Genomic DNA, 26,689 nt, shown 5'->3' with positions numbered 1-26,689 from the left:
GGTTGCCCGCGTGAGATTGATCAGGTTCGTGCCGGCCGTCCTGTTCATGGCCTTCGCCGCGGCGTGCGCGGAGGCCACCGCCGATTCCTCCACCACCGCGAAGTCCCCGCGCTGGACCACCTGCGCGGACCCGGCCAACGACGACGGGCACTGCGACATGGAGCGCAAGGACATCCACCGGCGCACCGTCGTGCCGGCGATCGGCGAGGACGAGAAGCTCGACGAGGCCGCGGCCGCCGTGCACAACGTCCTCGGCGGCACCCGGCTCTCCGCGACCCCCGAGGACGTGGTGACCGTGCGGGAGGCGTTCACCACGGCCGGGTACGCCGATCACCTGGTCCGGCTGGCCCGCGACACCGATCCGACGGTCACCGGTTCGCTGATCTACGCGGTCAAGGTGGGCGACGTCTGCGTGATGGGCGACGTAACGCCGTCCGACCGGTTCCACGAGTGGTACGCGGGCGTCCTCCCCGACGGGAACTGCCTCGCACCGTGACGCCTTCTCGGGCAGTCACGTCTCCTCGCACAGTGACGTCTTAGAGTGTCGCCATGTCTTGCCTGACCGTCATCGAGGCCGGCGGCCCGCACGCGATCATCGTGCGCGGCCCGGCCCTGGAGATCATCGACCTGACCTCCGGGACGTCGGCCGGCACGATACCGACCGGGCTGGCGCACATCGACGCCGTCGCGGCCGCCGAGATCGACGGGCGTCCGATCGCGATCTGTCTGGCGAACCAGCGCCTGTACGTCGTCGACCTCTCCTCGGGTGAGCATCTCGGCGTCACGTTCCGCGGTGACACCCCACAGGCGATCATCGCCGGGGTGCTGGCCGGGCGTCCGACTCTGATCGGCGCGACAGGCAGTGAGCTGCGGCGCTGGGACATCACCACCGGCGAGGAGATCGGCGGACCCCTGGCCGTGCACCGGGCGCCGGTGCTGGCCCTGGCGATGGCCGGGCCGTCCATCGTGGTCAGCGCGGACAGCGACGGCGTGATCCACCGGTCCGACCTGTCCACCGGCGAGGAGGCGGGCGAGCCGATCCACCGCCCCGGCGCGGCGGTCACGGCGCTGGCCGCCGCGGAGACGGCCGAGGGCTTCGTCCTCGTGACCGGGGACGGCTCGACCGCGACCCTCGTCACGGGAGACGGCTCGGCGGCTCACGTCGCCGAGGGCGGCCCTCACGTCTCCGGGGACGGCTCGGCGGGCCGGACGATCGACGAGGTGGGGGCGGTGGCGACGGCGGTCCGGGACGGCCGTCCGATCCTGGTCACCCTGGGGCTGGACGAGGCGGTGCGCACGCATGACCTGCCGGACGGCACGGAGAACGGTCCGGTCTGGGCCGACGAGACGGTCTCGATCACCGCGGTGACGGTGGCTGTCGTCAACGGGCGGCCGATGGCGATCAGCGGTGACGGCGACGGCACGGTCCGCCGCTGGGACCTCGGCACGCTCACCCCGATCGGCTCGCCGATGACCGGGCACACCTCCTGGGTACGCGCCGTCGCCACCGCCGAACTCGACGGGCGCGTCATCGCCGTGACCGCTGCTGATCGTTCCCTGCGGCTCTGGGACCTGACCACCGGCGTGCCGGTCACCGAGCCGATCGACACGCGCTACCAGACGACCGTGCTCGCGACCGCCACCTGGAACGGCTTGACGATCGCGGTCAGCCTGCACGGCGACGGCCGTACCCGGGCATGGGATCTCGCCACCGGCGAGCTTGCCGCCGGTCCGCTGGACGAGTGGGCAGGCGCCCGGGCGTTCGCGCAGGCCGGAGACGTGATCTACGCGATCACCGCGGACCACCCCTACGACGAGCGCTCGGGCGTCTACGACACGTCCGAGGTCGCGTTGCGGGCGTGGGACCTCGCCACCGGCAACGCGATCGGCGCCCCGATGCCCGGCGGTGGCCAGGGCGGATCCGTGACGTGGCCGCCGATCACGGTGATCGACGCCGCCGGCCGCCCGGTCGTCGTCTCCGGCGCGGGCGCGGACGGGGTACTGCGGGTGTGGGACCTGGCGAGCGGGGCGTCGCTCGGCGAACGCGCCGGCCACGACGGCCAGCTCACCGCGGTGGCGGCGACCGTCCACGAGGGCCGGCTGATCGTGGCTACCGGCGGAGAGGACGGCACGCTGCGGGTCGGCGCGGTCGGCGCGGTCGGCGGAGGCGCGGTGGGCTCCGGCGGAGGCGGCGGCGTGCCGGCCGCGGGGCACGGCCTGCGGCTCACCGGGCACACCGGCCGGATCACGTCCGCCGCGATCGCCGGCACCCAGCTGGTGAGCGGCTCCGAGGACGGCACGCTGCGCGTCTGGGACCTGCTGACCGGAGCCCTCCAAGCCCGATTCCGATCATCCTGACGGAGACGCACACCCGCTATCTTGAAGATCATGGAGATCAGGGATGCCGTAGCGGCGGACTGGCCGCGCATCTGGCCGTTCTGGCGCACGATCGTGGCGGCCGGCGAGACGTACACCTGGGACCGCGACACCCCCGAGGACGCCGCCCGGGCCCTCTGGATGAACCCGGCCGCCCGCGTCTTCGTCGTCGAGGACGCCGGAACAGTGGTGGCATCCGCCTATGTGAAGCCCAACTACGGCGGCCCGGCCTCCGCGGTGGCCAATGCCGGCTTCATGGTCGACCCGGCCAGCGGCGGCCGCGGCATCGGCCGCCGCCTCGCCGAACACGTCCTCACCGAGGCCCGCAACGACGGATACCGAGCGATGGTCTTCAATGCCGTAGTCGCCACCAACCCGGCCGTCGCCCTCTGGCAGTCCCTCGGATTCACGATCATCGGCACCATCCCGGACGCCTTCGACCACCCCGCCCACGGCCCGGTCGGCCTGCACGTCATGCACAAGAAATTCCGATAAGGGTACGGCCGGAGCCTCCCCGGAAGCAGCCCGATCCGTCCCCCGGCAATCCGGGGCGACCTCCTGCAACGCCGGGCCGTAACGCCCCTTTCGCGCCACTGCCCGCAAGCCCGGCGCGGGTGGAGTGGGGGTGCGATCCGCACCCGCACTCCACGCGTGGGGGCGGGCCGTCACGGCTGAGGGAGGACGGCCAGCCCCGCGCGCGCGACGATCTCCTGCAGCGCCGCCACGTGCCCGGCGAACGCCTCGTGCCCGCGCGCCGTCAGCCGCGCCGACGTGCGCGGCCGCTTCCCGACGAAGCTCTTGCGGATCTCCACGTAGCCCGCCTCCTCGAGGGTGGTGAGCTGTTTGGACAGCGCCGAGTCGGAGAGCCCCGCGCTGTCGCGCAGGAACCGGAAGTCCGCCCAGTCGGTGGCGGCCAGCAGGCTGACCAGGGAGAGCCGGGTCGGCGCGTGGATCAGGTCGTCGAAGCGGGCCATCAGTTCCCCGCCAGCGGGCGGGCCAGCATGACGCGGCGCAGGTAGGCCATCAGCCGGGGGCCGCCGACGATCAGGCCGAGCGCGACCGGGATCAGCGCGACGGTGGCCGGGAACGGCACGCCGAGCGCTTCGAGGGCGAAGCCCAGGCCGACGCCGGCGGCGACGAGCAGGAGCGCGAACCCGGCGATGGCGAGGGCGCCGCGGACGCCGATCAGGGCGGGCCGCACCTGGACGCGGGCGTGCCGGACCACCCCGATGATCAGTGCGCTGAGCCCGAAGACGTACAGAATCGTGCCTGTCGCGACGACCCAGGTGACGCCGGACTCGACCGCGAGCACGAAGAGCAGCATCAGGCCGGCGGTGCCGGGCCAGAACCATCCGGGTACGAGATTGGCGCCGACCACCTGCGCGCGGCGCGCGTGGATCTCGGCGAGGGCGAGCTCGGCGTCGACGGGCGGGATGCTCATGACTTCCTCCTCGGGCATGTACTTGCCTGATAGGAAAGTAGCACAACTTTCCCGCTAGGAAAGTGCCGATTTTGCGTCATGCGCACGAAACATGATCGAAACAAACCGATGTTCGGCGCTGTGTGTTGTCATCCCCCATCGGCAGCGAAGCCTCGGGGGAGGAATGGCTGTGGCCGTTCGGCGCGCAATCGCGACATTCGTCGTCACACTTCTGGCCGCCACCCTGCTCGGTGTGGCACACGGCGGACCGGCCCAGGCGGCGGTGCTGCCGTCCGGGTTCCGCGAGCAGATAGTCCTGACCGGACTCGATCAGCCCATGAACATCGAGTTCGCCCGTGACGGGCGGATCTTCGTGGCCGAGAAGGCCGGCCGGATCAAGGTCTTCGACTCGATCGCCGACACCACGCCGACGCTCTTCGCGGACCTGAGCGTCAACGTGCACAACCAGAACGACCGGGGCCTGCTCGGCCTCGCCCTGCACCCGGACTTCCCGACGGCGCCGTGGGTCTACGTGCTCTACACCTACGACGCGCCGCCCGGCCGGACCGCCCCGGTGTGGAACGACAACTGCGGCGCGGTCGGCGGCGCCAACGGCGGGCGCTGCGTGGTCACCGCCCGGCTCTCCCGCCTGCAGGCCGACGGCAGCGTGATGACCGGCGCCGAGCAGCCGCTGCTGCACGACTGGTGCCAGCAGTACCCGTCGCACTCCATCGGCGACCTGCGCTTCGGCCCGGACGGCATGCTCTACGTCAGCTCCGGCGACGGCGCCAGCTACAACCAGGTGGACTACGGGCAGCTCGGGAGCCCGATCAACCCGTGCGCCGACCCGCCGGGCGGCACGATGACGCCGCCGGCCGCGGAGGGTGGCGCCCTGCGCTCCCAGGACGTGCGCACCAGCGGCGACCCGACCGGCCTGGACGGCACGATCCTGCGCCTCGACCCGGCCACCGGCGAGGCCGCGTCCGGCAACCCGGGCGCCGGGTCCGCCGACGCGAACACCCGGCGCGTGATCGCGACCGGGATGCGCAACCCGTACCGGTTCGCGATCCGGCCCGGCACCGGGGAACTCTGGGTCGGCGACGTCGGCTGGAACACCTGGGAGGAGATCAACCGGATCCCCGACGTGAACGCGGTCCGCAACCTCGGCTGGCCCTGCTTCGAGGGCACCGCCCGCCAGGGTGGGTACGACGGGGCGAACCTCACCCTGTGCGAGAACCTCTACACCGCCGGCGGGGTGACCGCGCCGCACTACGCGTACCAGCACTCCGCGCAGGTGGTCTCCGGGGAGACCTGCCCGACCGGCGGATCCAGCACGTCCGGCATGGCGTTCTACCCGTCGTCCGGCGGGGACTACCCGGCGGCGTACGCGGGTGCGCTGTTCTTCGCCGACTACACCCGGGACTGCATCTGGGCGATGCGGCCGGCCGCGGCCGGTGGTGTGCCGGACGCGGCGAACCGGCTCACCTTCGTCGCCGGCGCGGCCAACCCGGTGGACCTGGCGATCGGGCCGGGCGGCGAGCTGTACTACGCCGACGCCGGCGGCACGATCCGGCGGATCCGCTACTTCGCCGGCAACCAGCCGCCGAACGCGGTGCTGACCGCCGCGCCGACCACCGGCGAGGCGCCGCTGACCGTGAACTTCGACGCCCGCCAGTCCAGCGACCCGGACGAGGCGGACGCCGGGCTGCTGAAGTACGAGTGGGACTTCACCAACGACGGCACGGTCGACGCGCGCACGCCGACCGCCACCCACACCTACCCGTCCGACGGCGGCCCGTTCACCGCCCGGCTGCGGGTGGTGGACTCGCTGGACGCGTCCGACACGCAGACCGTGCAGATCCAGTCCGGCAACAGCCCGCCGGTGGCGGCCATCGCGACGCCGGCGGGCGGCGCCACGTTCGCGGTCGGGCAGCAGATGACGTTCAGCGGCGGCGCCACCGACCCCAACGAGGGGACGCTGCCGGCCTCGGCGCTGCGCTGGCGGCTGCTGCAGTACCACTGTTACGCGCCGGACAACTGCCACACCCACACCGTGCAGGAGTGGACCGGTGTGGCGGGCGCGTCGTTCCCGGCGCCCGACCACGAGTACCCGTCCTACCTGGAGCTGGTGCTGACGGCCACCGACGCGGGCGGGCTGTCGTCCACGACGACCCGGCGGCTGGATCCGCGTACCGTCGATCTGACCTTCACCGGCAACCCCTCCGGCACCCAGATCGCGTTCGGCGGCGCCGCGCAGACGACGCCGTTCACCAAGCGGGTGATCCAGGGCTCGGCGAACTCGGTCAGCGGCATCACCCCGCAGGCCGCCGGCGGGGTCACGCAGGTCTTCGCGGCCTGGTCGGACGGGGGCACCCAGACGCACACGGTGATCGCGCCGGCGGCGAACACGACGTACATGGCGACGTTCGTGCCGCAGCGGCGCGCCCAGTCGGCGATGACCGTGCGCCGGGTCGACTCGCAGGAGACCGAGTCGCCCGGGAGCAACGTGCTCGACGGCAACCCGGCCACCTACTGGCACACCCAGTGGCGCACCGCCGACCCGGCGCACCCGCACGAGATCCAGCTCGACCTGGGCGGCGTCTACGACGTGAACGGCCTGTTCTACCGGGGCCGCGCGGACGTGGCGAACGGCCGGATCGGACGCTACGAGATCTACGTGTCGGTGGACGGCACGAACTGGGGCACCGCGCAGATCACCGGCACGTTCGCCAACAACGCCAACGAGCAGGCGGTCACCTTCCCGACCAAGAGCGGTCGATATGTACGCCTTCGCGCGCTCTCCGAGGTGACCGGCCAGCCGTGGACCACGGTCGCCGAGCTCAACGTGTCCCTGGCGCCGAGGTTGCCCCGGATCGCGACGACGGTGAAGTTCGTGGACAGCCAGGAGACCGGCTCCCAGGACCAGAAAGCGGCGAACGTGCTGGACAACGACCTCGCCACGATCTGGCACACCCAGTGGTCCGGCGTCGAGCCGGACCCCGCGCATCCGCACGAGATCCAGCTGGACCTGGGCCGGAACATGTCGGTGAGCTGCGTCTACCAGCGCCCGCGGCAGGACGGCAAGAACGGCCGGATCGGACGCTACGAGATCTACACCTCGACGACCGGCACCAGCTGGGGCACCCCGGCGGCGGCCGGCACCTGGCCGGACGTGGTCGCCGAGCAGAACGCCTGCTTCTCCGCCCGGACCGCGCGCTACGTGAGGCTGCGCGCCCTGTCGGAGACCTCCGGCAACCCGTGGACCAGCATCTCGGAGATGCGGGTCGCGGCCCGCTGACGGGCTGGGGCCTGTCCTCGAGAAGGCCCCAGCGCGCCGATCAGTGGTGGAAGCCGGTGGCGGTGGTGGCGTCGCGGGCCGGCACGGCCTGCTTCTCCAGGCGCTGCACGTGCCGCCGCAGATCCTCCAGGAGCAGGTCGGCCAGGTCGTGGGTGAAGCCGCGCCGGACCACGATGCGCAGCGCGGCCAGGTCCTCGCGGTTCTTCGGGAACGTGTAGGCGGGCACCTGCCAGCCGCGTTCCCGCAGCGCCTCGGAGACGTCGAAGACCGAGTAGCCGGTGACCTCGTCGCGCAGCTTGAACGCGAAGACCGGGAGTTCGTCGCCGCGCGTGAGCAGCTCGAACGGCCCCAGGTCGGCGATCATTCCGGCGAGGCGGGTGGCGACGTCCCGGGCGTACCCCTGGACCCTGGCGTATCCGGCGAATCCCAGGCGCAGGAAGTTGTAGTACTGGGCCACCACCTGCGCGCCGGGGCGGGAGAAGTTCAGGGCGAACGTGGGCATGTCGTCTCCGAGGTAGTTGACCCAGAAGATCAGATCCTCGGGCAGCGCCTGCGCGTCACGCCAGACGATCCAGCCGACGCCGGGGTAGACCAGGCCGTACTTGTGGCCGGAGACGTTGATCGACGAGACCCGCGGCAGCTGGAAGTCCCAGACCAGGTCCCGGTCGAGGAAGGGCGCGACGAACCCGCCGGAGGCCGCGTCGACGTGCACCGGGACGTCGATGCCGGTGCGCTCCTGGAAGGCGTCCAGGGCCGCGCAGATCTCCGCGACCGGCTCGTAGGACCCGTCGAACGTCGAGCCGAGGATCGCCACCACGCCGATCGTGTTCTCGTCGCAGAGCGCCACCGCCTCCTCGGCGGAGAGGTGGTAACGGTCCCCGTCCATCGGGACGAGCCGCATCTCCACGTCCCAGTAGTTGGCGAACTTCTCCCAGCAGACCTGGACGTTGATCCCCATCACCAGGTTGGGCCGTCCGGTCCGGCCCTGCCGCTGCCACCGGCGCTTGAGGGCCAGACCGCCGAGCATCGCGGCCTCGCTGGACCCGGTCGTCGAGCACCCGGTGGCCTGCCGCGCGTCCGGGGCGTGCCAGAGCCGGCTCAGGATGTTCACGCACCGCGCCTCGATCTCGGCGGTCTGCGGGTACTCGTCCTTGTCGATCATGTTTTTGTCGAAGCACTCCGCCATCAGGCGGTCGGCCTGCGGTTCCATCCACGTCGTGACGAAGGTGGCCGCGTTGAGACGGGCGTTGCCGTCGAGCATCAGCTCGTCGTGGACGATCTGGTACGCGTCGTCCGGCGTCATCTCCCCGGCCGGCAACTCGTGCCGGGGGATCGTCACATCAGCCGTCGCGAGGACTTCCGGCGCCGGCCGTTCGCTCCTGGGGTGCTTCAACATGGATCCTTTCATATCCTGGCCGTGAGCTGCGAAAACGCGGTCACGGTGTGACGATGGCGAAGTCCGTGTCCGGCGCGTCCAGCGCGCCGGACAGCAGCCGCAGGGCCCCGGCGTCACCCCGGACATCCGTCGCGGCGGCGAGGGCCGGCAGTTCGGCGCTGGTCAGGCGCACGGTGACCTGCGCCGGCTCGGGCTGCGGCGCCCGGCTGTGGGTCAGAACCCCGTTGCGCAGGGTGAGCCGGTACTGCCGGTCCAGATCGGTCACCTCGACGTCGACGGTGACCACGTCGTTCCAGCAGCGCGGGCCGTTGACCCGGATCGCGAACGATTCGAAGAGCTGCTCCGGGGTGAGCTGGGCGACCAGGTCCGGAGACGCGGCGGTTGCCGGCGTGCCCATGCTCCCGTGCCGCAGCTCGTGCGCGCCGGACAGGTAGACGCATCGCCACGTGCCGTTCTCGGAGCCGTAGCCGAGCTGCTCGTACGCGTCCGCGAGCAGGTCCCGGGCGCCCGCGTGATCGGGCACCGCGAAGACGACGTGGTTGAGCACCTCCGCCACCCAGCGGAAGTCACCGGCCGCGTAGGACGCCCGGGCCTTCGCGACGACCGCGTCCGCGCCGCCCATGAACTCGACGTACCGCCGGCCCGCCTCCACCGGCGGGTGCGGCCACAGCCGGGCCGGGTTGCCGTCGTACCAGCCGAGATAGCGCTGGTAGACGGCCTTCACGTTGTGGCTGACCGACCCGTAGTAGCCACGGGTGTGCCAGGCCTGCTCGAGCGCCGGCGGCAGCTGGAAGGTCTCGGCGATCTCCGGCCCGGTCAGCCCCGCGTTGATCATCCGGACGGTCTGGTCGTGCAGGTACGCGTAGAGGTCGCGCTGCCGGCGCAGGAACTCCACGGCCTGCTGCCGTCCCCACGTCGGCCAGTGGTGCGAGGCGAACACCACCTCCAGTTCCGCGCCGAACAGCTCGATCGACTCGGAGATGTACCCGGCCCAGGCGCGCGGGTCGCGAACCTCGGCGCCGCGCAGCGTCAGCACGTTGTGCAGGGTGTGGGTGGCGTTCTCGGCCACGCAGAACGCCCGGTGGTCGGGAAGGTAGAGGTGCATCTCGGCGGGGGCCTCGCTGCCCGGCGCCATCTGGAAGACCATCCGCACGCCGTCGACGGTCGCCCGCTCCCCGGTGTGCCGGATCGACACGGTCGGCGGGATCAGCGTGACCGTGCCGGTGGAGTTGGTCTGGCCCAGTCCGGCCCCGACCTGACCGGACGGGCCGGTCGGCAGGGCCGCCCCGTACATGAAGGAGGCTCGCCGGGCCATCGCCGGGCCGGCGTAGACGTTCTCGCTGACGGTGTGCTCGATGAAACCGGCCGGCGCGAGCACCGGCACGCCGCTCGCCTGGTCGCCGGGGAGGATCCCGCGGGCGCCGCCGAAGTGGTCGACGTGCGAGTGCGTGTAGATCAGGCCGGTGACCGGGCGGTCGCCGCGGTTCTCCCGGTACAGCGCCAGGGCGGCGGCCGCGGTCTGCGCCGAGATCAGCGGATCGACCACGATCACGCCGCGGTCGCCCTCGATGAATGTGACGTTCGCGAGGTCGTACCCCCGGACCTGGTAGATCCCCGGCACCACCTCGAAGAGGCCGTGGATGGCGGTGAGCTGGGACTGCCGCCACAGGCTGGGATTGACCGTGACCGGGGCCTCCCCGGCGAGGAACGTGTACCGCCCGCTGTCCCAGCCGGCGTCGGGAACCACGACGCGATCCGGCGCGGCGATCAGGCCGCGCCGGGCGTCGGTGAAGTCCTGCTGGTCCGAGAAGGGCAGTGCCTTCAGGAGGTGTTCGTGCTGCGCCTCGATGGTGCTGCTGGCCGGCTTCGACATGTGCCCACGGTCACCCACGGGGCTCGGCGGCACATCATTCGCACCGGGTGAAACTAGACCTCGACCGGGCTGAGCTCCGGCAGCGTCACCGGGGCGGGCGCCGGGGCGCGCCGGCCGGACGGCACCAGCAGCGCCACCGCGAAGGCGGCCGCACTGGCCACCGCGAGCAGCAGGAAGGCCATCGTGTAGCCGGACTCGGCCGGCAGCCCGCTCGGCTGGAGGTGTCCGGTCACGACGGTGCTGACGACCGCCGTGCCGACGGCGGCGCCGATCGTCCGGATGTTGGTGTTCATGCCGCTGGCGGCGCCGGTCTGGTGTGCCGGGACGCTCTGCACGATCAGGTTGATCATCGAGGAGTAGATCAGGCCGAGACCGATGCCGAACACTCCGGCGGCGACCGCGACGGCCCACTTCTGACTGTGCGCGAGGGCCAGGCTCAGGCAGGCCGTCGTGCCCATGGCGGAACCCCACAACAGCTGCGCCTTGTTGCTCACCCAGCGCGCGAGCGGGCCGCTCAGCGAGCCGAAGACCGCCATCGCCACCATCAGCGGGAGCATCAGCAGACCGGCGCCGGTGACACTCATCCCGAACCCGTACCCGGTGGACGCCGGCACCTGCAGCAACTGCGGCAGGAAGGCGAACACACCGAACATCGCGGCCCCGAACAACAGCGCGACCAGGTTGGTGGTCCAGACCGACGGCAGCCGCATCATCCGCATGTCGATCAGCGGCTCCCGCGCGCGGAGCTCCGCGACGAACCAGGCGGCCGCAAGAACAAGAGCAACGGCAAAAATCGCGAGGGTACGGGGGGAGGACCAGCCCCACGACCGTCCCATGCTGAGCGGCAGCAGCAGCGCGACGAGCCAGCCGGCGAGCAGGGTGGCGGAGAGCCAGTTGATCCGGCCGTCGCCGTGCCGCGGGGAGACCGGGACGACCCGCCAGGCGACCACCGCGACGACCGTGACCACGGCCATCGGGATCCAGAACAGCCAGCGCCAGTCGAGCACGCCGACGATCGGGCCGGCCAGCACGATGCCGAGGCCGCTGCCGGTCGCGATGACCGCGGAGAGCACACCGAGCGCGGAGGCGAGCCGGGCCGGCGGGAACTCGTCGCGCAGGATCCCGAACGAGATCGGGAAGACCGCGCCGCCGAGGCCCTGCAGCACCCGGGCGCCGATCAGCACGCCGATCGACGGCGCGACCGCGGCGACCAGGCAGCCGGCGGCGATGGCGGCGAGCGCGACGATCAGGGTGCGGTCCTTGCCGATGCCGTCGGCGATGCGGCCCATCAGCGGGGTGGCCACCGAGGCGGCGAGCAGCCAGGCGGTGAGCACCCAGGTGACGGTCGCCGTGCTGGTGTGCAGGTCCTGCTGGATGGTCGGCAGCACCGGGGTCACCAGGGACTGCATCAGGGAGAACGCGGCAGCCGCCGCGGCCAGCACCGCGAAGGTCACCCTCGGGGATGGCTGGTAAAGTCGAGGCATGCCTCCACATTAACGGAGGCTTGCCTCCGGTTGTCGTCTCTTTTCTGTGAGGGTGGTCTCGTGGCCGACGCGCCGATCGCCGTGCGGCGCCCCCAGCGGGCCGACGCCCGGCGCAACTTCGACGCGCTGCTCGCCGCCGCCCGCGACGTGTTCGCCGAGCGCGGCGCCGACGCGTCCCTCGAGGAGATCGCCAAGCGCGCCGGCGTCGGCATCGGGACCCTTTACCGCAACTTCCCGGCCCGGCAGGACCTCTTCGAGGCGGTCTACGTCGAGGAGATCAACCAGCTCGCCGCGGCGGCCGAGGCCGCCGCATCCCTCCCACCGTGGCAGGCCCTGCAGGCCTGGCTCAAGCGATTTGTGGCGTACGCGGTGACCAAGCGCGCCATCATCGACGTGCTCAACCGTGACTCGGAGATGTTCCGCTCGTCGCGCGCGACGATGTACGCCGCCGGTGAGCCGCTGATGGCCCGCGCCCAGCAGGCCGGGGAGGTGCGCGCCGACGCCAGCTTCGACGACGTGCTCCGGCTGGTCTCCGGCCTCACCTCCGCGGCGTTCGTCGACGAGGAGCAGCGCGACCGGGTGCTGCGCTTCGCCCTGGACGGCATCCGCGCGCGCTGACCGGCCGCCGGATACCGCCCGAACGGTCCACCGCGCCTGCGTGCCCGGGTCTCCTTTCCTTGGAAGGCTCCGAGATCTTCCACCTCTAAGGAGACGTGCTTCATGCGCAGACTGCTCGGCACCGTGGCCGCCTTCGCCGCCGTCCTCGGCGGGACACTCGCCGTGGCGAGCCCCGCCCAGGCGGCGCCCACGCTGCGGTTCCACAGCGCCCAGTACGACTCACCCGGCAAGGACACCCGCAGCAACAAGTCCCGCAACGCGGAGTGGATCGCCCTGGTCAACACCGGCAAGAAGGCGGTCAACCTGAAGGGCTGGTCGATCAAGGAGAAGGGCGGCCGGGTCTACACGTTCGGCAGCGTCAGCATCCCGGCGAAGGGCGGCAAGATCTACCTGCACACCGGCAAGGGCACGAACACCAAGACGCACGTCTACTGGAACTCCGGCAATTACCTCTGGAACAACACCGGCGACACGGCGACGCTGCGCAAGCCCGACAAGAAGACCCAGGACACCTGCTCGTGGGGGAACAAGAAGGGCCGTACCAAGATCGCTTGCTGATTCTGCTCCTGGTTTTCGTCTTTTTCGCTTGCCGGAAGTGAACTTTTCTCCCGCCGTGCGGTGTACATCCGGACGTCCGCACGGTGGACATCCGCACGGTGGGAGGAAAGACCATGGCTGATCGCCTGACCGTCGACCTGGTACTGCTCGAATCGATCTCGGATCGTCTCCGGCGCTCCGGCTCGGCGCTGCGGGGCACCACCGCGGGCGGCCCGCGCACCCCGGACGCCGGGGAGGCCACCCCGATCTTCGCCGAACTGCTCGCCCAGCTCACCGCGAGCTCCGCCGGACTGGCGGCCGGGCTCGCCGAAGCCGGCAACCGCGTTTTCGAGGCCGGACAGACGTACGCGTCCGAGGACTCCGCGGCGGGCCGGCGGATCAGCGGGGTGTCGTGATGCCCATCGACACCCGCCTCGACGGCGACCCCGGCCAGATCTTCAGCACCGCCGGCTGGCTCCGCGACCAGCTCGGCTTCGACGTCCACGCGAGCGCCGAGACGCTGCGCTCCACCGGCGCCGACGCCGCCGAGGGCTGGCGCGGCTCTGCCGGAACCGCGTTCAGCACCCGCATGTCCACCGCCGGCGCCATGGCGGAGGCACTGCGCGGGGAGATCGAGTCCACGGCCGGCGCGTTCACCGACTACGGCAGCCGGCTGGCGGCCGCCCAGGGCCGGATGGCCGCGGCCCGGGAGGTCGCGGCGGCGGGCGGGCTGCCGGTGGCCGGGACGATGATCCCGGAACCGGTGGACCCGGCGGCGGCGGACTATCCGCGGCAGGTGGCGGCTTATCAGATCGCCGCGGGGGAGGTCAGCGGGGCGCGGGCGGAGATGGTGGCCGCGGTGCACGCGGTGCGGGCCCGCAGGGCCGCGGCGGCCGGGGTCCCGGTGATCCAGGCGTCCGACGTGGCGAAGGCGGGCGGCGGGGGAGCGGGCGGCGGGGGAGCGAGCGCTGGGGTGGGTGCTGGCGTGGGTGCTGCCGCCGGTGGTCTGGCCGGCGGTCTGACGGGCGACGCGGGCGGAACGGGTTCCGGTGTCGGTGCGGCAGCTGGTGGCATCGCCGCCGGCATGAGCGGTGACGCCGATGCATCGCTGAAGCCGAACGCCGAAACTGGCGACGCCACGCTGAAGCCGAACGCGGAATCTGGCGACGCCGCGCTGAAGCCGAATGGGGAGTCGGGTGATGCCACGCTGAAGCCGAATGGCGAGTCCGGCGACTCGGCGCTCAAGCCGAACTCCGAGGCCGACTCTGACCTGCGCGATGCCAACCGTGCTGACGAAGCGGCGCCCACTACGCCGAACAATCCGACCGAAAGTGACACCTCCCCGAGCGCCCCGAACAAGCCTGCGGAGGGCGAGCCGGGCCAGTCGGCGAACGGAACCATCAACGACAACCCGACACCGCCCTCGAACCACGGGCCCGAGCACAACCCCGACCGATCCTCGACCGACGCACCGAGCAACGCGCCGATCCCGAGCCCGAACGGTGAGCCGGCCCCGCCCACGCAGCGCGAGGAGGCGAACAGCAGCGTGAGAGACAACTCGGACAATCCGACCAACTCCACGAAGCCCGCCGCCGCGATCACCCCCGCAACTCCGGAAGAGGCCCGCGCCTCCCTCCACGATAAGTGACCCGCCCGCGCCGGCGAGAGTAGACCCGGTGCCGGGGCGATCGTCCTCGACGAAATGCCGCGCACTCAAGAGGTCGAGGCGAAGAGCAGGGCCGGCACGGATGACCAGCCGCCGCCACGGACCGGAGTTCGCCGTTGAATCGCATCCCGCGCCACCGGCCTGGCCCGCTCGCTCGGCGACATCGAGGCGGTCGGGCTGCTCCGCAGGCCCGCAGATCTTGGAAACGCCGATGCCGGCCGGCGCTCAGTGTAGACAGAACGGGCGGCCGACAGCACTGGTGACCAGCCGGGCAAGACGAGCTGGTTGGTAGTGCTGTCAGCAATGTGCCCGGACAGCACTGGCAGCCGGCCGGACCGGCTGGTCCGCAGTGTCGGTCCGGTAGCGCTGGCAACCGGCTGGTCCGGCTGGTCCGCAGTGTCGGTCCGGAGGCTTGATCGCGCGGACGTGCTATGCCAAGCCCGCATCCTCCCGCAGCCGGCCCGAGGCATGCGGAGCGGCCCACCGCGCGGAGCGGCCAACCGCCCGGAGTAGCCCACAGCCCAGACCAATCCATCCACCGGGCACCTTCATCCTAGATTCCTAGGACGCCTGACACGGCGTGCGGCGCGGGACTTGGGTGGCCACGACGGCGGGGCACGGGCGCGTACAGGGCAATGCGGACACCCCGATGCAAACGTATGCAGGAAATTTGCAGCTCATGTCATCGCAGCCCACCTCCCGTTATGCTGGCGGCCTGAAACACCCGCTCTGACGAGGGAGAAAGCCCGGTGCGCACGACCGTGCACGACGTCGCCGATGCCGCTGGGGTGTCGGTGTCCACGGTGTCGCGCGCGCTCACCGGCGGCAGCGTCAGCCCCGCCACCCGGGCCACGGTGATGGCCGCCGCCGAGCGGCTGGGCTACCGTCCGAACCGGACGGCGCGCGGGCTGATCACCGGGCGGACCGGCAACTACGGGCTGATCGTGCCCGACCTGCGTAACCCGTTCTTCGCCGACATCGCCAAGGGCGTCAGCGCCCGGGCCCGCGCCGTCGACTGCGGGGTGTTCATCACGGACACCGACGAGGACGTCGCCGCCGAGCTGGAGGCGCTCGCCACGCTGGGCCGCAACACCGACGGCGTGCTGCTCTGCTCGCCCCGGGCGACGGACGCCGAGCTTCTCGAGGCCGCGGACCCGGACACCACGGTTCTGGTGCACCGGCAGGCGCCCGGCATGCTGTCGATCGCGGCGGACATCGCGGCCGGCACCCGGCAGGCGATGGATCATCTGCGGGCGCTGGGTCACCGGCAGATCGCGTTCCTGGCCGGGCCGGACGACTCGTGGGCGGGCCGGGAGCGGCTGGCCGCGCTCGCGGACTACGAGATTCTGCGGTTCGGGTCGGTGGCGCCGACGTTCGAGGGCGGTGTGCTCGCCGGTGACCTGGTCCTGGCGAGCCCGGCGACGGCGGTGCTGGCCTACAACGATCTGGTGGCGATGGGTCTGCTGCACCGGCTCGCGGCGCGCGGGGTGTCCGTTCCCGATCAGATGAGCGTGGTGGGTTACGACGACATCAGCCTGGCCGCGATGAGCCATCCGCCGCTGACCACTGTCGCGGTGCCGAAGGGCCGGGCGGGCGCGGCCGCGCTGGAGCTGCTCCTGCGCCGGGCCGGCAAGACCCTTGCGACGGTACGGGACCGCGAGGTCACCCTGCCGACCGGACTGGTCGTGCGTTCATCCTCCGGAGTCGCCCCGACATAGGGGACACGTGGACAGGGAGGCACCGTGAAACTTCTGCTCACCTCGGGCGGCGTCACGAACCCGAGCATTCGCGCCGCGCTGGAGCGGCTGCTCGGCAAGCCGGTCGCCGAGTGCCGTGCGCTTGTCGTCCCGACGGCGCAGTGGGGGCATCCGATGTGCGGCCCGGCGTCGGTGCGGGGGCTGGTGGCCGGTGAGCCCGCCGGGGACTGGCGGTTCCTGACCGGGCTGGGCTGGGGGTCGCTCGGTGTGCTGGAGCTGACCGCGCTGCCCAGCATCGGCGCGCGGCGCTGGGTGCCGTGGGTGCGGGAGGCCGACGTGCTGCTGGTCGACGGCGGTGACGCGACGTACCTGCATCACTGGTTGCGCGAGTCGGGCCTGGCCGATCTGCTGCCGGAGCTGCCGGATCTGGTGTGGGTGGGGGTGAGCGCCGGGAGCATGGTGATGACGCCGCGGATCGGGGACTATTTCGTGGGGTGGGAGTCCGCGCCCGATGACCGTACGCTCGGTGTCGTCGATTTTTCGATCTTCCCGCATCTGGGGTTGTTCGCGGGGAATTCGCCGGCGCACGCGGAGAAGTGGGCCGCCGGGATCGACGGCCCGTCCTACGCGATCGACGAGCAGACGGCCATCGTGGTCGTGGACGGCGTCGCCGAGGTGATCTCCGAGGGCACCTGGGTGAAACTCAGGTAACCGCACCCAGCTGCCACGGGACGAACTCGTCGCGTCCGAGATCCAGGTCCTCGCTCACCGTCACCCGCCCGGACGCCACCGCGAGGATCTGCTCGAAGATCTGGGCGCCGACCTCTTCCACCGTCGCGTCGCCGGTGGCGATCACGCCGGCGTTCAGGTCCATGTCCTCGCGCATCCGGTCGTACATCTCGGTGTTGGTCGCGATTTTGATCGTGGGAACGGGTTTGGTGCCGAGGACCGATCCGCGTCCGGTGGTGAAGCAGACCACCGTCGCTCCGCCGGCGACCAGGCCGGTGACCGAGACCGGGTCGTATCCGGGCGTGTCCATGAAGGTGAACCCTGCGGCGGTGACCCGCTCGGCGTACTCGTAGACGGCGGTCAGTTCGGCGGTGCCGCCCTTGGCGACCGCGCCGAGGGACTTCTCCAGGATCGTGGTCAGCCCGCCGGCCTTGTTGCCCGGTGACGGGTTGTTGTCGAGGGTGCCGCCGCCGTCCGCGACGTACTTCTGCCACCACTCGATGCGCTCCAGCAGCCGCCGGCCCACCTCTTCGCTGACCGCGCGCCGGGTGAGCAGATGTTCCGCGCCGAAGACCTCCGGTGTCTCGGCGAGGACGGTGGTGGCGCCCTGGGCGACGAGCAGGTCGGAGGCGTGCCCGAGGGCCGGGTTCGCGGTGATGCCGGAGTAGCCGTCGGAGCCGCCGCAGTTGAGGCCGAGGATCAGGCGGGACGCCGGCAGCGGCACGCGGCGCCGCTGGTCGAGCTGCTCGATCAGGGTGCGGACCGCGGCGACCCCGGCGCGGACGGTGGCCCGCACCCCGCCCTGCTCCTGGATGATCAGCTGGTCGATCAGGGTGTCGGCGGGTGCGGGCAGGTCGGCGAGGAGCGCGTCGACGGCGAGCATCTCGCAGCCGAGGCCGACCGCGAGCAGGGCGCCGACGTTCGGGTGCGACGCGTATCCGCGCAGCGTGCGGCGCAGGATCTGCCCGCCGACGCTGGCCGGGACCATGCCGCAGCCGGAGTCGTGGGTGAGCGCCACGACGCCGTCGACGTTCGGCCAGGCGTCCATGATCGGGCCGCGGAACTGGTCGGCGATCATGCGGGCGGTCGACGCGGAGCAGTTGACGCTCGTCACGATCCCGACGTAGTTGCGGGTTCCGGCGGCGCCTCCGGCGCGATCAAACCCGGCAAAGGTACGGGGTACCGCCGCCCCCGGGATGCGGATCCGGCCGGTGCCGAACTCGTAGGCCTGCCGCACGCTGTCCATGGCGAGGTTGTGGGTGTGGACGTGGTCGCCGGGCTGCACGTCGGTGGTGGCCCGGCCGATGCTCTGCCCGTACTTGTGCACGGCGGAACCGGCGCGCACCGGCCGTACACACAATTTGTGACCCTGGGGGATCGCGGCCGTGACCCGGAAGCCGAGCGTGCCGTGCGTCAGTTCCCGGCCTGGCGGCAGGTCGTGCAGGGCGACCGCGACGTGGTCGTCGGGGTGCAGCAGCAGCGCGACGTCGGACAGTGGCGTGGCGGTCATGCGGCACCACCGGCGGGGCGCGGTTCCACAGTGGAGACAGGCGCCGGCGATGGGTACGCGGCGCGGGGCAGGTCGTAGGCGAGGGCGCGGGCCGTGTCGGCGGCTTCGTCGAGGTCGAGGCGGTGTTCGGCGACGAGGCGGGCGAGGTGGCCGGCGTCGACGCGGCGGGCCAGGTCGTGGCGGGCCGGGATGGAGAGGAAGGCGCGGGTGTCGTCGACGAAGCCGGCGGTGTTCGCGAAGCCGGCGGTGTCGGTGACGGCCTCCCGGAAGCGGCGCATGCCGTCCGGGGTGTCCAGGAACCACCAGGGCGCGCCGAGCAGCATCGCCGGGTAGACGCCGGCGAGCGGGGCGAGTTCGCGGCTGAACGCGGTCTCGTCGACGGTGAAGACGACCAGGCGCAGGTTCGGGTGGTGGCCGAACGCGTTGAGCAGCGGTTTCAGCGCGCGGGTGTATTCGGTGTGGACGGGGATGTCGTAGCCGACGTCGGGTCCGCGGGCCGCGCGGACGGCCGGGTCGTGGTCGCGCAGCACACCAGGGTGCAGCTGCATGGTGAGCCCGTCCTCGGTGGACATCCGGGCCATCTCGAAGAGCATGTTGGCGAGAAAGGCGGCCGACTCGGCGGCGGTGATCGTCCGGCGCAGCGCGGCCTGGAACAGCCGGCGGGCGTCGGCGATGTCGAGGGGGGTGGTGTCGGCGCTCTGGTGGCCGTGGTCGGTGGCCCGGGCGCCGGCGGCCTTGAAGGCGGCGCGCCGCTCCCGCAGCGCCTCGAGGTATTCGTCGTAGGTGCTGACGTCACCGAGTTTACGCAGTTCGGCCGGCCAGTCCGGGGAGGACGTGTCGAGCAGGGCGTCCGGGCGGAAGGTGGGGACGATCCGCTCGCCCCAGCCGCGCTCGGCGAGCTTGCGGTGCTCGGCGAGGGTGGCGGTGGCCGCGTCGGTGGTGGAGATGATCTCGATGCGGAACGTGTCGAGCAGCGCGAGCGGGCGGAACCTGGGCTCGGCGAGCCGGGCGCAGAGCTCGTCGTAGACGGCGTCGGCGGTGTCCGCGCCGAGCCGGGTGCGCACGCCGAAGACCTCGGCGAGCTCGTGTTCCAGCCAGAAGCGGGTGGGGGTGCCGCGGAACAGCGGCCAGTGCTCGGCGAAGGTGCGCCAGATGGCACGGGGGTCGGTCGTGACCGGCCGGCCGTCGCGGCGTGGCACGCCCAGGGCGTCGTGCGGGACGCCGCGGGAGAGCAGCATCCGGACCAGGTAGTGGTCGGGGGTGACGAACAGGGCGGCCGGGTCGGCGAACGGCTGGTCGGCGGCGAACACCTCGGCGTCGACGTGCCCGTGCATGGAGACGATCGGCAGGTCGCGGGTGGTCGCGTAGATGTCGCGGGCGAGTCCGCGCAGGGCCGGCTCGGCGGGCAGCGCCCGGTCGGGGTGCAGGACCCATGGCTGCGGGTTTCCGGACATATCGGCTCCTCCGGACATCAGGCGATCCCCTTCCGCCGCGCTGGAAATTGTGGGAACGTTTCCACGGCGCATCATCACACGCGCCGGACGGCGGCGTCCATCGCGCGGAGGGAGATAGCTCATTACACGGCAGCTACGGCCGGTGCGCATCCTGCAGATCGGCGGCGGTAACTTTCTCCGGGGCTTCGCGGACTGGATGATCCAGAAGGGCAACGACGCCGGCGTGCTCGACACCGGGGTGGTGGTCCTCAAGGTGACGCCCCGGCCCAGCCGGGTCCCGCTGCGGGCCGCGCCGTTCCGGGTCGTCCTGGACGGGCCGGACGGGCCGGACGTCACCCGCGTCGACGTGATCGACGAGGTGGTCGACGCGTACGCGGACTGGGACCGCTGCCTCGCGATCGCCCGCGGCGACGACCTGCGGCTGGTCGTCTCCAACACCACCGAGGCCGGCATCGTGGACGTCCCCGACGACCTGTCCGCCCGGCCGCCGGAGACGTTCCCGGCGAAGATCGCGGTGCTGCTGCACGAGCGGTGGAGGCACTGCGGCGGCGACCCGGCCCGCGGCCTGTCGTTCCTGCCCTGCGAGCTGAACGAGGACAACGGGCGGCTGCTGCGCTCGGCCGTGCTGCGCCACGCCGCCGCGCTCGATCCGGCGTTCGCGGCGTGGACCGGCGCGCACTGCCGCTTCTACGACACCATCGTGGACCGGATCGTGCCGGGCGGCGACGCCGAGGAGGTCCGCGGCGAGCGGTACGCGCACTGGGCGATCGCCGGGGACCCGCACATCCGCGACGAGTTCCCCCTGGATCGGGCCGGGCTGCCGGTCGAGTTCCTGGAGGACATCGGGCCGTACCGGGTGAAGAAGGTCCGGATCCTCAACGGCTCGCACACGGCGCTGGCCGCGGTCGCCCCGCTGCTCGGCTGCGTCACCGTGAACCAGGCGGTCGGGCATCCGCTCGCCGGGGAGTACCTGCGGCGGCTGCTCGACACCGAGGTGCTGCCGACGCTGCCGCCGGGCGCCGGGCCGTTCGCGGCGGCGACCGTGGAGCGGCTCGCCAGCCCGGCGCTGGAACACCGGCTCGCCGACATCGCGCTCAACGCGATCGCCAAGTGGCAGACCCGCAACCTGCCGGTGGTGCGCGACAGGTGGGCGGCCGGCGAGCGGGCGCCACTGAACGTGTTCGCCCTGGCCTGCCTGGTGCTCGGCTACGCGGGGGAGCCGGGTGACTTCCCGGTGCGCGACGACGCGGAGGTCGTCGCCCGGATCCGGGACGGGGTGTTCCCGTTCGACGACGCGCGGCTGGCCGAGGAGACCGCGGACCACGTCCGGGCGATCCGCGCCGCCGGGCCGGAAGCCGCCCTGGAGAAGGTGATCCGATGAGTTTCCTGGACGGGCACGCCGTGGTGCCGGTGGTCGTGCTCGACGACCCCGGACGGGCGGCGGCACTCGGCGAAGCGCTGGTCGGCGGCGGGCTGCCGATCGCCGAGGTCACGCTGCGCACCCCCGGCGCGCTCGCCGGGATCGCCGCGATGGCGGAGAACCCGGACCTGCTGGTCGGCGCCGGGACCGTGCTCACCGCGGCGCAGGCCGACGCGGCGGTCGAGGCCGGGGCGCGGTTCGTGGTCTCGCCGGGACTGTCCCGGGCCGTCGTCGAACGGTGCCGGGCGTTACGCGTACCGGTGCTGCCGGGTGTGGCGACCGCGACGGAGGTCCTGGCCGCGGCGGACCTCGGCCTGGACGCGGTGAAGTTCTTCCCGGCCGCCACCTCGGGCGGCGCGCCCGCGGTGGCCGCGCTCGCCGCCGTCTTCGCCGGCATGCGGTTCGTGCCGACCGGCGGGATCACCGCCGCGAACGCCGGGGAGTACCTCGCGCTGCCGTCCGTCCTGGCCGTCGGCGGATCGTGGATGGTGCCGCGCGACGCCGAGCCTGACCGGCTCCGCGAGCTGATCGGAGGCGTCGGTGCCGTCGTTGCCGCTGCGGGACGCTGACTCCTGCCGGTTCGACGTGGTGAGCCTCGGTGAGGTGATGCTGCGCCTCGATCCGGGGGAGGGGCGGGTGCGGACCACGCGCACGTTCCGGGTCTCCGAGGGCGGTGGCGAGTACAACGTGGCCCGCGCGCTGAGCCGGGTCTTCGGCCTGCGGGCGGGGGTCGTCACCGCGCTCGTCGACAACGAGGTGGGCCGGCTAGTCGAGGACTGCATGCTCACCGGCGGGGTGGACACCTCGCTCGTGCGGTGGGCCCCCTTCGACGGCATCGGACGCTCGGCCCGCAACGGCCTCAATTTCACCGAGCGGGGGTACGGGGTTCGGCGCGCCCTCGGGGTGTCCGATCGTGGCCATTCGGCGGCGTCGCAGATGAGCCCCGCTGACGTGGACTGGGATCATTTGTTCGGGGTGCTGGGGGTGCGGTGGTTCCACACGGGCGGGATCTTCGCGTCGTTGTCGCCGTCGGCGGGGGCGTGTGTGCTGGCGGCGGTGTCGTCGGCGCGGCGGCACGGGACCATCGTGTCCTATGATGTGAATTATCGCCCTAGTCTGGACAACGGGCTGATCGACGAGGTGCTGCCGTTCGTGGACGTGCTGATCGGCGTGCGCGATGTCGGGAAATTTCCGGATATGCCGGTGGTGGCTACCACGTCGCGGCGGGTGGTGAGCGCCTCCCGCAACGACTTCGGCGCCGTCGCGTGGTCCCCGGAGACCGGCGTCGTGCGGGCCACCGAGCGCCCCGGCCTCGACGTCCTCGACCGGGTCGGCTCCGGTGATTCGTTCGCGTCCGGGCTGATCTACGGCCTGATGAGCGGGTGCCCGCTGGCGACCGCGGTGGAGTACGGCGCGGCGCACGGCGCCCTCGCGATGACCACCCCCGGCGACACGTCGATGGCGACGGCTGCCGAGGTCATCGCCCTCGCGGCCGGGGCCGGATCCGCGATCGTCCGCTGAGCTCAGCGCATCAGCCGGCGCAGCACGGCGTCGGCGGCCCTGATGACGGGCCCGTTGCGCTTGCCCTCCGACCCGGCGAGCGCAACGTCCACCCGCGGGCAGTCGTCGTCGTGACGCAGGTAGCCGTGGCACTCCGGGCACGGGTCCGGCATGCGGGCGACCGAACCCAGGATCGGACCGATGAACTCGAACACGCCCTGTCACCTCACTGGTCCCGGAATGCCACCATGGACAACTGTGACGCTCAGGACAGCGTATCCATGACGGACAACGGACACGGCGCCTTCCGCCGGCCCGGCTGGCGCAAGCCCACACCCCTCTCCTATGGTCAGGCGCTCGAGTCCGCCAGCATGGTGGCGGCGCCGCTGCTAGCCGGTTTCTCCATCGCGTTCCTCGGTGTGGTCGGCGCCGACGCGGACAAGTTCCGCTGGCCGGGCCAGGCCATGCTCCTGCTGCTGTGCGCGTCGATCTGCCTGGTCGCCGCGATCCAGTGCGGCTTCCACGCCCGGCAGTTCCTCTACTCCCCGGCCGACGTGGACGACTGGTGGCCGGCCGAGGACCTGACCGTCGCGGGCCGGGCACAGCGGCTGCGGGACGAGCAGAACGCGGCGTTCACCGTCTGGCAGCGCTGGGCCGGCTACAGCCGGAACTGCTACAACGGCGGGATCGTCCTGTTCGCCTGCGCCGCCGCCCTGGTGATCGCCCCGCCGGAGGACGCCGGCGGCGCCGCGTTCCGCTGGATCGGCACCGGGGTCGCTCTCGCCGCGGCGCTGGCCGAAGCGGTCGTCGCTATCCGGCCGATGAGTTCCCGTCGCCCCGCCGGTCTGAGCTCGTGACGGTTCACCCGCTTCGTTGAGGAGACACCATGGGCACGATCTCCATCGACCTGTTCACCACCCTCGACCTGGTCGCGCAGGCGCCGGGCGGTCCCGAGGAGGATCCGGTGGGCTTCCCGTTCGGCGGGTGGCAGGCGCCGCTGATCGACGAGATCGACGGCGAGCAGGTCTGGGCCGGTATGCAGGGCATGGACGCGCTGCTGCTGGGCCGGCGCACCTACGACATCTTCGCCGCCCACTGGCCGCGCCAGACCGACGACATCGCCGGGCTGTTCAACCGCATCCCGAAGTACGTCGCCTCGCACGGTGACCCCGACCTGAGCTGGGAGGGCTCCACCCGGGTCGGCGCCGGCGACATCCGGGCGCTGCGGGACAAGCACGAGAAGATCCACGTGATCGGCAGCCTGAACCTGGTGCAGACGCTGCTGCGGGAGCGGCTCTTCGACCGGCTCAACCTGTGGATCCACCCGATCGTGCTCGGCGTCGGCAAGAAGGTGTTCGACGGCGGCGCGGTGCCGGCCAGCCTGTCCCTGGCCGAGCCCCCGGTGACGTCGTCACGCGGCACGGTCCTGCTGCGGTACCGCCTCGAGCCCGGAACTCCCGCCACCGGCGACATGACCGCAGGCGCCGATCCCGCCCGTTCGTGATCAGGGCTGGTGCCGGCGCTGAGCCCAGCCGGTCGTGATCAGGGCCAGCGCCGCCGCGTAGGTCGCCATCACCAGGACGCCGTGGGCCGGCAGGGTCACGCCCGCGGCGTCCAGCCCGATCAGCAGATCCGAGATCGCGAACAGCGCGCCGCCGGCCCCGACACGACGGCCAACCCCTGCCGCTGCCGCGGCCATGGCGATCAGCGCCAGGCTGTACACCAGCACGGGTACGGCCAGAGCACCCAACCGGTTCGCCAGAACGGCATTGACCGCCACCCACACGACGGCTCCGGCGGCCGGCGGCAGTGGTCGCGGCCGTGACCGTCGCACGAACGCGATCAGCAGGCAGATCTGGGTGCCCAGGAAGAACCCCATCCCGGCCAGGAACGCCACGTCGCCGGGCACCAGCAGCGCGACGTCACCGGCGGTCGCGAAGGCGAGCGCCACGGCCACCAGATCCGGCCGGGCCCGCCGCAGCAGGTGCCACAGCAGCAGCGGCCCGAGCAGCGGCTTCGCGATCCACTGCAGGGCCGTCGCGTCGGCCGCCACCGCGACGATCTCGACGGTCGCGGCCACGGCGAAGAGGGTGAGCGGCAGGCTCCGGGTGGCGGTGGTGGCGGAAGCGACGCTCATGCGGCGGGCTGCCAGCCGGGACGGCCGAACAGGTAGCCGGCGCGGTGCCGCCAGCTGGTCGCCGCTCGCACGTCGCGCCAGATCGCCGCGTACTCGTGTGTGGCGACCCGCAGCGGGTTGAACGTCGTGATATTGCTGGTCAGCCCGTAGCGGACCCGTTCGCCCTCAGGCTCGAAGGTGCCGAACAGCCGGTCCCAGACGATCAGGATGCCGCCGTAGTTGCGGTCCAGGTACGGGTCGTTGGAACCGTGGTGGACACGGTGGTGCGACGGCGTGTTGAAGAACCACTCGATCGGCCGGGGCAGCCGGTCGATCCGCTCGGTGTGCAGGAAGAACTGGTAGGCCAGGCTGATCGACTGCTGCAGGAAGATCATCCAGGGTGGGAAGCCGAGCGCCGCGAGACCGAGCCAGAACGGCAGCGCGGTCATCGGCGTCCAGCTCTGCCGCAGCGCGGTGGAGAGATTGAAGTACTGGCTGGAGTGGTGCACGACGTGCCCGGCCCAGAGCACCCGCACCTCGTGGTGCAGCCGGTGGAACCAGTAGTAGGCGAGGTCGTCGGCGAAGAACAGCAGCACCCACACCCACCAGTCGTGCGGGTCCAGGCGGATCGGGCTGAGCACGTACAGCCCGGCGAACGCGACGGCGGTGACCAGCTTCCACGGCACGCCGATGATCTGGCTGCCCAGGCCCATCGACAGGCTGGTCGCGGTGTCGCGGGCCTCGTAGCCGCGTTCCTCGTCGTCGGGCAGGAACTTCAGGGACAGGAACTCCATGACGATCAGCAGCAAGAACGCCGGAACGGCGTAGAGCACGGCGGGAATCATGGGCGCGGCGATCCGATCTCCTCGGTGGCGGGGACGGCGAGCAGGGCGCGTGCCGCGCGTTCCGCGCCGGCGGCGTCGCCACCGGCGATCAGGCCGGCGAGGGCACGGTGGGCGGCCACGTCGAGCAATTCGGCGGTACGGCTCTGCGCGGGCATGTGGCCGACGGCGAGACTGCCGGCCGTGAGGCTGTTGAACGCCAGCAGGTACGCGACGTTGCCGGACGCCTCGACGATCCGGCGCCAGAACGCCAGGTCGGCCTCGGCCATCCGGGCCAGGTCGGGCGCCGCGTCCGCGTACCCGGCGGCAGCCGCCGTGATCGCGGCGCGCCCGGCGTCGCCGGCCCGGGTGGCGCAGAGCCGGGCCGCGTCCGCGCCGATGCAGGCGCGCATCTCCATGACGTCACGGCCGATGGTGGGAACCGGCAGCACGTCGTCGGTGGTGGTCAGGGCGAGCGCCAGGTCGAGGCCGGCGGTGGCCCGCCAGTCCAGCACCCGGGTGGCGCCGCCCTGGCTGACCTTGACGAGGCCGAGCTGCTGCAGCCGGCGCAGCGCCTCGCGGATCGCGTGCCGGTTGACCGCGAACGTGGCGGCCAGCTCCCGCTCGCTGGGCAGCGGATCGCCGGGGGAGTAGTGGCCGCGGACCACGGCGTCCCGGAGCCGGCCGAAGACGTGATCCGAGACCGACTGCCGAGGCGCTGGATCGAAGGTCATGCGCGGCAGTGTGCCGCGTCACAGGTCAACGCGTCAACTG

General features: G+C 72.0%; 26 protein-coding genes. 15 read left to right on the top strand and 11 right to left on the bottom strand.

What is annotated here, in order from left to right; genetic code table 11:
- The first annotated feature begins 10 nt into the window (after window positions 1–10).
- The 3 genes from AMIS_RS22960 to AMIS_RS22950 are packed head-to-tail and all read left to right on the top strand — an operon-like array spanning window position 11 to window position 2,871.
- Window positions 11–496, top strand: a complete 486-nt coding sequence (locus AMIS_RS22960) for a DUF6993 domain-containing protein (RefSeq protein ID WP_014444779.1) — start codon at window positions 11–13, stop codon at window positions 494–496.
- A 53-nt stretch (window positions 497–549) separates the two neighbouring features.
- Entirely contained in the window at window positions 550–2,358 is a 1,809-nt protein-coding gene (locus AMIS_RS22955) for a WD40 repeat domain-containing protein (RefSeq protein WP_014444778.1), read from the top strand.
- A gap of 30 nt (window positions 2,359–2,388) precedes the next feature.
- Entirely contained in the window at window positions 2,389–2,871 is a 483-nt protein-coding gene (locus AMIS_RS22950; RefSeq protein ID WP_041829990.1) for a GNAT family N-acetyltransferase, read from the top strand.
- A gap of 170 nt (window positions 2,872–3,041) precedes the next feature.
- Here the strand turns inward: AMIS_RS22950 and AMIS_RS22945 are convergent, their stop codons facing one another.
- Window positions 3,042–3,350: a winged helix-turn-helix domain-containing protein gene (locus AMIS_RS22945; RefSeq protein ID WP_014444776.1), complete on the bottom strand. Its 309-nt coding sequence runs from the start codon at window positions 3,348–3,350 to the stop codon at window positions 3,042–3,044.
- The gene (locus tag AMIS_RS22940) at window positions 3,350–3,817 is read right to left on the bottom strand and encodes a hypothetical protein (protein ID WP_231859059.1); all 468 of its coding nucleotides are present in this window, start codon (window positions 3,815–3,817) and stop codon (window positions 3,350–3,352) included. Before AMIS_RS22940 ends, AMIS_RS22945 begins: the two co-directional genes overlap by 1 nt.
- Window positions 3,818–3,986: 169 nt before the next feature.
- Here AMIS_RS22940 and AMIS_RS22935 point away from each other — a divergent pair, with 169 nt between their 5' ends.
- Window positions 3,987–7,094, top strand: coding sequence for a discoidin domain-containing protein (locus AMIS_RS22935; protein WP_063711171.1), 3,108 nt, complete (start codon window positions 3,987–3,989; stop codon window positions 7,092–7,094).
- A 40-nt stretch (window positions 7,095–7,134) separates the two neighbouring features.
- Here AMIS_RS22935 and AMIS_RS22930 read toward each other — a convergent pair whose 3' ends face one another.
- From AMIS_RS22930 to AMIS_RS22920, 3 genes are read right to left on the bottom strand one after another with little or no spacing between them, the layout of a single operon-like run.
- On the bottom strand, window positions 7,135–8,490 hold the full coding sequence (locus AMIS_RS22930) for a glutamate decarboxylase (protein WP_197537965.1): 1,356 nt from the start codon (window positions 8,488–8,490) through the stop codon (window positions 7,135–7,137).
- 40 nt (window positions 8,491–8,530) lie between these two features.
- The gene (locus AMIS_RS22925; RefSeq protein ID WP_014444772.1) at window positions 8,531–10,363 is read right to left on the bottom strand and encodes an alkyl/aryl-sulfatase; all 1,833 of its coding nucleotides are present in this window, start codon (window positions 10,361–10,363) and stop codon (window positions 8,531–8,533) included.
- A 53-nt stretch (window positions 10,364–10,416) separates the two neighbouring features.
- Complete coding sequence (locus AMIS_RS22920; RefSeq protein WP_041829989.1) at window positions 10,417–11,847, bottom strand: MFS transporter; 1,431 nt, start codon at window positions 11,845–11,847, stop codon at window positions 10,417–10,419.
- Between the two features lie 60 nt (window positions 11,848–11,907).
- Between AMIS_RS22920 and AMIS_RS22915 the strand changes: the two genes are divergently transcribed.
- The 6 genes from AMIS_RS22915 to AMIS_RS22890 all read left to right on the top strand — a co-directional run bounded on the left by AMIS_RS22915 (window position 11,908) and on the right by AMIS_RS22890 (window position 17,076).
- Window positions 11,908–12,465 carry a TetR/AcrR family transcriptional regulator gene (locus tag AMIS_RS22915; protein ID WP_014444770.1) on the top strand — a complete coding sequence of 186 codons (558 nt, stop codon included), beginning with the start codon at window positions 11,908–11,910 and terminating at the stop codon, window positions 12,463–12,465.
- 102 nt (window positions 12,466–12,567) lie between these two features.
- On the top strand, window positions 12,568–13,023 hold the full coding sequence (locus tag AMIS_RS22910; protein ID WP_014444769.1) for a lamin tail domain-containing protein: 456 nt from the start codon (window positions 12,568–12,570) through the stop codon (window positions 13,021–13,023).
- A gap of 113 nt (window positions 13,024–13,136) precedes the next feature.
- The gene (locus tag AMIS_RS22905; protein WP_041829988.1) at window positions 13,137–13,418 is read left to right on the top strand and encodes a hypothetical protein; all 282 of its coding nucleotides are present in this window, start codon (window positions 13,137–13,139) and stop codon (window positions 13,416–13,418) included.
- Window positions 13,418–14,650, top strand: coding sequence for a hypothetical protein (locus AMIS_RS22900; RefSeq protein ID WP_014444767.1), 1,233 nt, complete (start codon window positions 13,418–13,420; stop codon window positions 14,648–14,650). The genes AMIS_RS22905 and AMIS_RS22900 overlap by 1 nt, the downstream gene beginning before the upstream one ends.
- Before the next feature lie 767 nt (window positions 14,651–15,417).
- Window positions 15,418–16,386 carry a LacI family DNA-binding transcriptional regulator gene (locus AMIS_RS22895; RefSeq protein WP_014444766.1) on the top strand — a complete coding sequence of 323 codons (969 nt, stop codon included), beginning with the start codon at window positions 15,418–15,420 and terminating at the stop codon, window positions 16,384–16,386.
- A 24-nt stretch (window positions 16,387–16,410) separates the two neighbouring features.
- Complete coding sequence (locus AMIS_RS22890; protein WP_014444765.1) at window positions 16,411–17,076, top strand: Type 1 glutamine amidotransferase-like domain-containing protein; 666 nt, start codon at window positions 16,411–16,413, stop codon at window positions 17,074–17,076.
- On the opposite strand, the gene AMIS_RS22885 is transcribed toward AMIS_RS22890, so the two are convergent.
- Together AMIS_RS22885 and uxaC are read right to left on the bottom strand one after the other, a co-directional pair.
- Entirely contained in the window at window positions 17,069–18,604 is a 1,536-nt protein-coding gene (locus AMIS_RS22885) for a UxaA family hydrolase (protein WP_014444764.1), read from the bottom strand. The two genes, AMIS_RS22890 and AMIS_RS22885, sit on opposite strands and share 8 nt — an antisense overlap.
- Complete coding sequence (uxaC, locus tag AMIS_RS22880) at window positions 18,601–20,058, bottom strand: glucuronate isomerase (RefSeq protein WP_157434981.1); 1,458 nt, start codon at window positions 20,056–20,058, stop codon at window positions 18,601–18,603. The genes AMIS_RS22885 and uxaC overlap by 4 nt, the downstream gene beginning before the upstream one ends.
- Before the next feature lie 142 nt (window positions 20,059–20,200).
- On the opposite strand from uxaC, the gene AMIS_RS22875 reads away from it, so the two are divergent.
- The 3 genes from AMIS_RS22875 to AMIS_RS22865 are packed head-to-tail and all read left to right on the top strand — an operon-like array spanning window position 20,201 to window position 22,999.
- Window positions 20,201–21,439: a mannitol dehydrogenase family protein gene (locus tag AMIS_RS22875; RefSeq protein ID WP_014444762.1), complete on the top strand. Its 1,239-nt coding sequence runs from the start codon at window positions 20,201–20,203 to the stop codon at window positions 21,437–21,439.
- Window positions 21,436–22,047, top strand: coding sequence for a bifunctional 4-hydroxy-2-oxoglutarate aldolase/2-dehydro-3-deoxy-phosphogluconate aldolase (eda, locus tag AMIS_RS22870; RefSeq protein WP_014444761.1), 612 nt, complete (start codon window positions 21,436–21,438; stop codon window positions 22,045–22,047). The genes AMIS_RS22875 and eda overlap by 4 nt, the downstream gene beginning before the upstream one ends.
- Window positions 22,019–22,999, top strand: a complete 981-nt coding sequence (locus AMIS_RS22865) for a sugar kinase (RefSeq protein ID WP_041829987.1) — start codon at window positions 22,019–22,021, stop codon at window positions 22,997–22,999. Before eda ends, AMIS_RS22865 begins: the two co-directional genes overlap by 29 nt.
- Window positions 23,000–23,001: 2 nt before the next feature.
- Here AMIS_RS22865 and AMIS_RS22860 read toward each other — a convergent pair whose 3' ends face one another.
- Window positions 23,002–23,193 carry a hypothetical protein gene (locus tag AMIS_RS22860; protein WP_014444759.1) on the bottom strand — a complete coding sequence of 64 codons (192 nt, stop codon included), beginning with the start codon at window positions 23,191–23,193 and terminating at the stop codon, window positions 23,002–23,004.
- 66 nt (window positions 23,194–23,259) lie between these two features.
- Here AMIS_RS22860 and AMIS_RS22855 point away from each other — a divergent pair, with 66 nt between their 5' ends.
- Both AMIS_RS22855 and AMIS_RS22850 read left to right on the top strand, forming a co-directional pair.
- Window positions 23,260–23,835 carry a hypothetical protein gene (locus tag AMIS_RS22855; RefSeq protein WP_014444758.1) on the top strand — a complete coding sequence of 192 codons (576 nt, stop codon included), beginning with the start codon at window positions 23,260–23,262 and terminating at the stop codon, window positions 23,833–23,835.
- A 29-nt stretch (window positions 23,836–23,864) separates the two neighbouring features.
- The gene (locus AMIS_RS22850; RefSeq protein ID WP_014444757.1) at window positions 23,865–24,482 is read left to right on the top strand and encodes a dihydrofolate reductase family protein; all 618 of its coding nucleotides are present in this window, start codon (window positions 23,865–23,867) and stop codon (window positions 24,480–24,482) included.
- Here AMIS_RS22850 and AMIS_RS22845 read toward each other — a convergent pair whose 3' ends face one another.
- Genes AMIS_RS22845 through AMIS_RS22835 form a run of 3 tightly spaced genes read right to left on the bottom strand, consistent with a single transcriptional unit; the run spans window position 24,483 to window position 26,649 of the window.
- Window positions 24,483–25,115, bottom strand: a complete 633-nt coding sequence (locus tag AMIS_RS22845; RefSeq protein WP_014444756.1) for a lysoplasmalogenase family protein — start codon at window positions 25,113–25,115, stop codon at window positions 24,483–24,485.
- A complete protein-coding gene (locus AMIS_RS22840) occupies window positions 25,112–25,939 on the bottom strand; it encodes a sterol desaturase family protein (RefSeq protein WP_014444755.1) in 828 nt (275 codons plus the stop codon). Before AMIS_RS22840 ends, AMIS_RS22845 begins: the two co-directional genes overlap by 4 nt.
- Entirely contained in the window at window positions 25,936–26,649 is a 714-nt protein-coding gene (locus AMIS_RS22835) for a FadR/GntR family transcriptional regulator (protein WP_014444754.1), read from the bottom strand. Before AMIS_RS22835 ends, AMIS_RS22840 begins: the two co-directional genes overlap by 4 nt.
- Window positions 26,650–26,689: the final 40 nt, after the last annotated feature.

Source organism: Actinoplanes missouriensis 431, assembly GCF_000284295.1.
GTDB lineage: Bacteria > Actinomycetota > Actinomycetes > Mycobacteriales > Micromonosporaceae > Actinoplanes > Actinoplanes missouriensis.
Note: the sequence above shows the minus strand (reverse complement) of the source record. Positions and strands in the feature narration are given on the sequence as shown.